General features: G+C 63.5%; 7 protein-coding genes. All 7 read right to left on the bottom strand.

What is annotated here, in order from left to right; genetic code table 11:
- Window positions 1–22 precede the first annotated feature (22 nt).
- The 7 genes from AC0L2C_RS15840 to AC0L2C_RS15870 all read right to left on the bottom strand — a co-directional run bounded on the left by AC0L2C_RS15840 (window position 23) and on the right by AC0L2C_RS15870 (window position 6822).
- Entirely contained in the window at window positions 23–1132 is a 1110-nt protein-coding gene (locus tag AC0L2C_RS15840; protein WP_473523796.1) for an ABC transporter ATP-binding protein, read from the bottom strand.
- Window position 1133: 1 nt separating this feature from the next.
- Entirely contained in the window at window positions 1134–1919 is a 786-nt protein-coding gene (locus tag AC0L2C_RS15845; RefSeq protein WP_292404742.1) for an ABC transporter permease, read from the bottom strand.
- On the bottom strand, window positions 1919–2809 hold the full coding sequence (locus tag AC0L2C_RS15850; protein WP_287290121.1) for an ABC transporter permease: 891 nt from the start codon (window positions 2807–2809) through the stop codon (window positions 1919–1921). The genes AC0L2C_RS15845 and AC0L2C_RS15850 overlap by 1 nt, the downstream gene beginning before the upstream one ends.
- Window positions 2810–2819: 10 nt before the next feature.
- Window positions 2820–3890, bottom strand: a complete 1071-nt coding sequence (locus AC0L2C_RS15855; RefSeq protein WP_128174798.1) for an extracellular solute-binding protein — start codon at window positions 3888–3890, stop codon at window positions 2820–2822.
- Window positions 3891–3919: 29 nt separating this feature from the next.
- Window positions 3920–4588 (bottom strand): helix-turn-helix domain-containing protein, encoded by a 669-nt coding sequence (locus tag AC0L2C_RS15860; protein ID WP_473523797.1) that lies wholly within the window; start codon window positions 4586–4588, stop codon window positions 3920–3922.
- Between the two features lie 107 nt (window positions 4589–4695).
- Window positions 4696–5766, bottom strand: coding sequence for a D-alanine--D-alanine ligase family protein (locus AC0L2C_RS15865; protein ID WP_473523798.1), 1071 nt, complete (start codon window positions 5764–5766; stop codon window positions 4696–4698).
- A 174-nt stretch (window positions 5767–5940) separates the two neighbouring features.
- Complete coding sequence (locus tag AC0L2C_RS15870; protein WP_473523799.1) at window positions 5941–6822, bottom strand: SMP-30/gluconolactonase/LRE family protein; 882 nt, start codon at window positions 6820–6822, stop codon at window positions 5941–5943.
- Window positions 6823–6970 lie beyond the last annotated feature (148 nt).

The following is a 6970-nucleotide window of genomic DNA, read 5'->3' on the forward strand; positions in this document are numbered from 1 at the left end:
GCGATTTTTCCCAGACAGGATTTTAGGTCAGCGTGAAATCGGCATTCTCGTCGTCGGCCAGCAGCTTCACGTCGTTGCCCGCGAATACGAGGTCGACCTCGTCGCCGATGGCGAAGGTTTCGGCCTCCAGCGTCGAGCGCACGATCGCCTTCGAGGTGTCGGCCAGCACGACCTCGTATTTGGAGCCAGATCCGAGATAGATGGCCTCGCCGATGCGCCCGGGCAGGGTGTTTCGATCTTGTCCGCCCTTTCCCCGCCTGGCGAGGCTCAGCTTCTCCGGCCGCAGCAGCATCACCGGCTTGGCGCCGTCGGCAAGGCGTTTGGCGGCGGCCACTTTCCGTCCGGCTATGTCGATGGCGGTCTCGTTGCCGGAGGTGGAGGCTGCGCCACGCAGTATCGTCGAGTCGCCGACGAACTTTCCGACGAACAACGTCTCGGGCTCGTCGTAGAGTTGGCGACCGGTGCCGATCTGCTCGATGCGTCCCTGGTTGAACACGGCGATGCGGTCCGAGAGGACCAGGGCCTCCTCCTGATCGTGCGTGACGTAGACGAAGGTGGTGCCCAATTCCCTGTGGATCCGTTTGATCTCGAGCTGCAGCCATTCACGCAGCTTCTTGTCGAGTGCGCCGAGCGGCTCGTCCATCAAGAGCAGCGGCGGGTCGAATACGATGGCACGCGCCAGCGCGACACGCTGCTGCTGTCCGCCGGAGAGCTCGCTGGGGAAGCGGTGGCCGAAATCGGCCATCCTCACCATGTCCAGCGCCTTGCGCACCCGGGCCGCGCGATCGGGATTGGCGATGCCGCGCAGGGTCAGCGGATATGCGACGTTCCTGCTCACCGTCATATGCGGGAATAGCGCGTAGTGCTGGAAGACGACGCCGATATTGCGTTTGTGCGCCGGTACGCCGATGACGCTTTTGCCGCCGACATCAAGTGAACCCGAGCTGACTTCGGTGAAGCCGGCGATGACGTTGAGCGTGGTCGTCTTGCCCGAACCGCTGGGTCCGAGCAGCGTCATGAACTCCCCCGGCTCGATACGCAGCGAGACCTTGTCGAGGGCGATGAAGCTGCCATAGTGTTTGCTGACGGATTTGAGATCTATGGCTGCGCCGCGGGTCGATGGTGAGGCCATGTCAATTTTTTCCCTGTCTCGAACCGATCAGCAGCCCCGCCCCGATCACTAGCGACGTCACGATGAAGAGCAGCGTGCCCACTGCCGCAACGGTGGGGTCGGCGTCCCGGGTGATGCTCGAGAATATCTGGACCGGCAGTGTCTTCAGATACGGGCTGGTGATGAACAGCGCGACGATGATCTCGTCGAATGAGGTCACGAACGCAAACAGCAGCCCCGACAGGATGCCCGGCGCGATCAGCGGCAAGGTCACCGTCCTGAACGCCGTCAGCCGGGTCGCGCCGAGGCTGGCCGCAGCAGTCTCCAGCCGTTTGTCGAAGACTTCCAGGCTGGCGGAGACGGCGATGATGACGAAAGGAACGGCGAGCATCGTGTGGGCCAGCACAAAGCCGGTCATGGTGCCGACCAACCGCGTATCGAGATAGACCGCGTAGATTCCGACGGCGAGCACCACCCCCGGCACGACCATTGGCGTGATCAGCAGCGCGCGCAGCACGCCGCTGACGCGACTTTTCATGCGATCGAGGCCGAATGCCGCCAGCGTGCCGATGACGGTGGCGAACAGCGCCGTGACGACGGCAACCTTGAGCGAGCCGACCAGGCTCGCCGACCATTCGGGGTTGGTGAAAAAGTTCTGGTACCACTGCCAGGAAAAGCCGGATGGCGGAAAGGCCAGCGACTTCTTGTCGTTGAACGACATCGGCACGACAACGATTGTCGGTGCGACCAGCCAGACCGCGACCAGCAGGCAGTACAGACCGAGCAGGATTCGACCGGGCTGTTTCATCAGCGCCTCGAGCCCGTCTTGTGCGGTTGACGCGACAGCGGCGCTGCGAGCGCGAGCAGGACGAAGGTGGCGATCAACAGCACCACACCCATCGCACCGCCGCGGCCCCAGTTGAGCAGGCTGAGCACCTGGTTCTGGATCAGGGTCGAGAGCATGGTCGACCGCGGACCACCGAGCAGCGCCGGGGTGATGTAGAAGCCAAGTGCAAGAATGAAGACGATGATGGCGCCCGCGTAGACGCCCGGAAGCGAGAGCGGCAGATAGACCTGGGCAAAGGCGCGTGCCGGGCTCGCGCCGAGGCTCCGTGCCGCCTGCATGAGCCGCAGGTCGATCGTCTTCATCACCGAATAGAGCGGCAGGATCATGAACGGCAACAGCACCTGCGCCATGCCGATCACCACGCCTGTCTGCGTGCGGATCAGCTTGACCGGGCTAAGGCCGACAGCCCTGATGACGGAGTTGATCACGCCGGAATCCTGCAGCAGGATGACCCATGCCAGAGTGCGCACCACGCCGCTCACCCAGAACGGCACAAGCACGCACAGAATGAGGACGAGCCGCATCCTGGGTCCGACCGCGGTCATCACATAGGCATAGGGATAGCCGGCGATGAGACATACCAATGTCACCCAGGCGGAGATCGCGAAGGTCCGCTGAAGCACGGTCAGATTGACCGGTGTGCCGAAGAACCACGCATAGTTCTGCCATCCCCATTGCGGCTCGGAAAAGCTGCGCAAGGTCACGATGGCGAGCGGCAGGCCCAGGCAGATGACGAGCAGCAGCAGCGCCGGCGCGACGAGCCAGAAAGCCTGTCCACGAAACCAGCGCCGCCGGCCGTCTGCCGCGACAGCCGGAACAGTGTCCCGGCTGTCGATTGCTCTCGTTGCCACGGCGGCGGACCTAGTTGCCCGCCATCAACCCGTTCCACTTTTCGTTCGCCACCTCGAAGTTCTCCACCCAGAACTTGATGTTCTGCTGATAGCCAAGCTTCAGCTTGTCCGGCGTGTTGGTCATGAACGCCGCGGTGATCTCGTCCACTTCGGGCTTCGCGTCCTTGTGGATCGGGGTATACGAGGTGGTTTTTGCAAGCGTCTCCTGCGCGCTCTTGCCGAGATAGGCGTTGATCAGCGCATGCGCCGCGTCGGGGTCCTTGACGCCCATCGGAATGGTCATCTGATCCATCACCACCAGCCAGTCCTGCCACGCCGGCGTGTACTTCGCGCCGTTCTTCACCGCGGTCATGGCACGTCCGGTCCACATCGCGATCATGTCGGCTTCGCCGGATTCGGCGAGCTGCTGGGAATCGGCGCCGGTCTTCCAGAAGATCGTGTCCGGGCCGAGCGATTTCACCTTCTCGATAGCCTTGTCGATATCGGCAACGGTCATGTTTTCGACCGACCCGCCGGCGGCGAGCAGCGCCTGCTCGATCATGCCGCCGGACAGATCGCCGCTGCCATCCAGGGCGCGCGAGCCCGGGAATTTCTCGATGTCGAAGAAATCCTTCCAGCTCTTGGGCGGGTTATCCTTGTACTTTTCGGTGTTGTACATCAGCACCACGCCATAGTTCATGGCCGGCACGCTGCATTCGCTGATCTGGCCCTCCGGAATGTTGGACGTATCGATCTTTGAGAAGTCCAGCTTCTGGAACAGCTTGCCGCAATAGACGTAGGGCGGGAAATCGCCGGTATCGACAACGTCCCAGGTGACATTGCCGGACTCGACCTGCGCCTGCAATTTCGAGATCTCGGTTGGCCCGTCGCTGAGCAGCGTCACGCCTGACTTGTCGACGAACTCTTTCAGCGCGGCGATCTGACCATCCTGATAAATGCCCCCATACGAGACGAAGGTGAGCGTCTTGCCCTTCAGCGAGCCCTCTGCCACCTCGCCCGCCACCGGCTTGCTCTGCGCAAGCGCTGCTGTGGTGATCATCAGCAGCCCGAGCGCGGCCACCTGTCCGATCTTGGTCTTCATGTTTTATCTCCCATTTATGTGCACCCGCATTAGTTCGGTCCGTCCGGCTGCGAGCCTTGTCCGGGCGTGTATCGATTGAGTTCCGCCGCGCCACTGGTCGGGGGCGCGATGATCCAGAGCACCTGCGCCGGCGTCTTGCCGATATTCTCTGTACGATGCGGCGTCGAGGTGGCGTATTCGATGCTGTCGCCTTCGTTCATGACGAAGCGCTCGTCTGCCAGCGTCAGCTCGACTGTTCCCTTCAGGACGACGAACATCTCGTGCTTGCCGCCATGCGTGTAAGCGTCGTCGCCGGTCGAGCCGCCGACGTCGAACTCCCCCGAATAAACCTCGAATTCATGGATCGGCCGACGCGACAGCAGCGTCTTTCGGCAACCGTGGCTGATCGGCAGCAGGGGGCGGTCGGCTCTGGTAAGCACCTTGTGGAACCCGCCTTCGGTCTGCTCGAACAATTCGTTGATGCCGAGATCCAGGGCTGCCGCGATCCGCATCAGGGTGCTGGCGCTGGCGCCGCTCAGATTGCGCTCGAGCTGGCTGATGAAGCTCGCCGTCGTGCCGACCATGTCAGCCAGCTGGCGAAGCGAAATGCGTCGGGCCATGCGAATGGCCTTGATCCGGCCGCCGACATGCTTGGCCTTGCCGGCTTCCGTCGTCGCCAGCGCGGCTACCTCCGGGATTGTCGCAGGGTCGACTTTCACCGAGTGCCTCCTTCACTTAACACCCTATTAAGTGAAATGTCGGAACGCAAGCCGTTTGTCGAGGCACGGTCCTGGCCCGTCGGCGCGGCTGCGTACGCGGGCGCTGCTCATTTCGTGGGCGAGGCGAAAAAACGGCTCGCGGCGGTCGCGGCCATCGCATCGGCGAGGCCCATCTGCCATTGCGTGCGGCAATAGACGCGGAAATCGAAGCAGGGCAGGCCCGGGCAGACCTCGAACTCGATGAGATGGATGCTATCGTCGGCTTCGACCCGGAAATCGACGGAAAACACATCCCGCAGGCCAAGCCCGGCGATCAGGCTTTGCGCGATCCGTCGGATCCTTGCATCGGCTCGCGGCTGGCTGGCGGCAACCGGCAGCAGCACCGGCTCGGCATATGTTCCCGCCGCCCTGGCAGCCTCGCCGGTGTCACCGTAGAGCGCCAGGCTGTCTTCCATTGTCTGGAAATCACTTCCCGACTCGACAAAGACGATGCCGAGCGCTTCGACGCCGGTGTCCGGCTTCAGACCGAGAAAACTGGCGCGCGCATTGCGCCCGGTGACGTAGGGCTGCACGACGACATCGTCGCGATAGGCAGCGAAGACGCGCCGGCTAAGCTCAAGCGCGTGGCCGAGATCTCTGCTGCGCGAATCCGGCCAGATGCCAATCTTGGCGCCGAGCCGGCTCGGCTTGACGAACCAGCCGGCTGACGAAACCGGTGGCTCGACAAGCCAGCGTCCGTCGCGTGCCAAACCGGATTGCGGCACCGGCAGGCCGAGTGCGCCGAGCACGGCGCCGGAGCGGAACTTGTCCTGGCAGAGCGCAAACAGCGCATCATCGGCGCCGAGCAGCTTCAGGCCGTTCAGCCTTGCCAGCGCCGGCGCCGCACCGCCACGGAAATAGGCGATGCCGTCGGTCAGCGTCCACACCAGCGTCGTCTTCGGATCCTCACCGGCAAGCACATTTGCGGCATCGTCGAGCGCCACCGGCGCGAAGGACAGGCCGCGCGTCTGGCAGGCTGCGGCCAGCGCGTCGAACTCGGGGGCGATGTCGGTCGATTGCGCCAGATAGGAGGCGATTTCGGCTGCGTGCGCCGGCACGTGGCCATCGGCAACCAGCCGCTCGAAGCAGGCGTTTTCCGGCTCGTAGACTAGGATCAGCTTCGGCCTGCGGCTTGACATGGCATCAACGATTCCTGGCGATGAACGGGGCCTGGCAGCGCGACTGCTACCATCGCATGGCGGATGTATCAGGCTTTCGCGGAATCGACGTCAGCCAGGCGCCTGCGCGACAGTGCTGGCGCGATCTTCCTGTTTGACCATGATCTTTCCGAACCGAAGGTTCGGGATCATGGTCTAGGCGATCAGCACGCGCGGCTCGAAGCGGCCGTTGACCGGAATGTCGAGCAGAAACGTCATGCCGGCTTGCGGATCCAGCAGGCGCTGTTTCTCATCCTTGCCCGACCAGGCGGAGGTGACCGCCAGCCGGTCGGCATTCCTGCCGACAAAGGCCGGGCAGGACGGCTGCGTCACCGGCATCGCGACCGAACGGATGAGCTTGCCGTCAGGCCCGTAGGCTTCAACGACGCTGCCGCCCCAGCAGGCGTTCCACAGGACACCGTCGCGATCGAGCACCGAACCGTCGATATAGCCCTTGGCCTTGCGGTGATCGACGAATATCTTCGGCTCGCCAGCCGGCAGGCCGGTCGCTGGATCGCAGCCGACGCGCATCAACAGGCCGGTGCTGGTATCGGTGTAATAGGCGACCGTTCCATCTTCGGAAAAGCAGATCGAGTTCGACACCGTTATGTCCGAATAGAGTCGGCGCAACTCACCCCTGAAGAACCAGTAGATCGAGCCAGCGGACTTTGCCTCGCCCTTGCCCATCGTGCCGACCCAAAAGGCGCCGCAGGGATGGACGCGCGAATCGTTCGATCGCGTCGTCGGATTGTCGGCCTCGATGGCCGTATGCAGCGTCATTTTGCCGGTCGCCACGTCGCGGACATGCAGGCCGGTTTCGGTGGCGATCAACTGTCTTTTGTCGTCGACGACGGCGATCGCGCTGGCCATTTGGCCAAGCTCGTGGATTTTGACGGCACCGCCGGACAGGGGCTTTTCCAGAAGCTGGCCGTTGACGATGTCGAACCAGTAGAGCGTTTCGGTGGCGGGGTCATAGCTCGGGCCTTCGCCGAGTTGACAGACATGGTCGGAAAAAACCGAAACGATGGCTTCGCTCATGGCGCTGCTCCAAACGCTGCGTCCCCCGCCCCGCCAGCGGGCGGGGGCCCCCGTGGCCCCCCGGGGGCCCGCCAAACACGCGTGGAAACGGGGGGGGCCAAGCCCAAAAACCGGGAACCCGCCCCCCGGTTGCCCGCCAAAGGCGTGG

The sequence above is a fragment of the Mesorhizobium sp. WSM4845 genome (assembly GCF_055811455.1).

Bases quoted from the DNA above. Each gene is read 5' to 3' on its own strand.
- AC0L2C_RS15870 (WP_473523799.1), bottom strand. From the start codon at position 6,822: ATGAGCGAAGCCATCGTTTCGGTTTTTTCCGACCATGTCTGTCAACTC.
- AC0L2C_RS15855 (WP_128174798.1), bottom strand. From the start codon at position 3,890: ATGAAGACCAAGATCGGACAGGTGGCCGCGCTCGGGCTGCTGATGATC.
- AC0L2C_RS15840 (WP_473523796.1), bottom strand. From the start codon at position 1,132: ATGGCCTCACCATCGACCCGCGGCGCAGCCATAGATCTCAAATCCGTC.
- AC0L2C_RS15865 (WP_473523798.1), bottom strand. From the start codon at position 5,766: ATGTCAAGCCGCAGGCCGAAGCTGATCCTAGTCTACGAGCCGGAAAAC.
- AC0L2C_RS15845 (WP_292404742.1), bottom strand. From the start codon at position 1,919: ATGAAACAGCCCGGTCGAATCCTGCTCGGTCTGTACTGCCTGCTGGTC.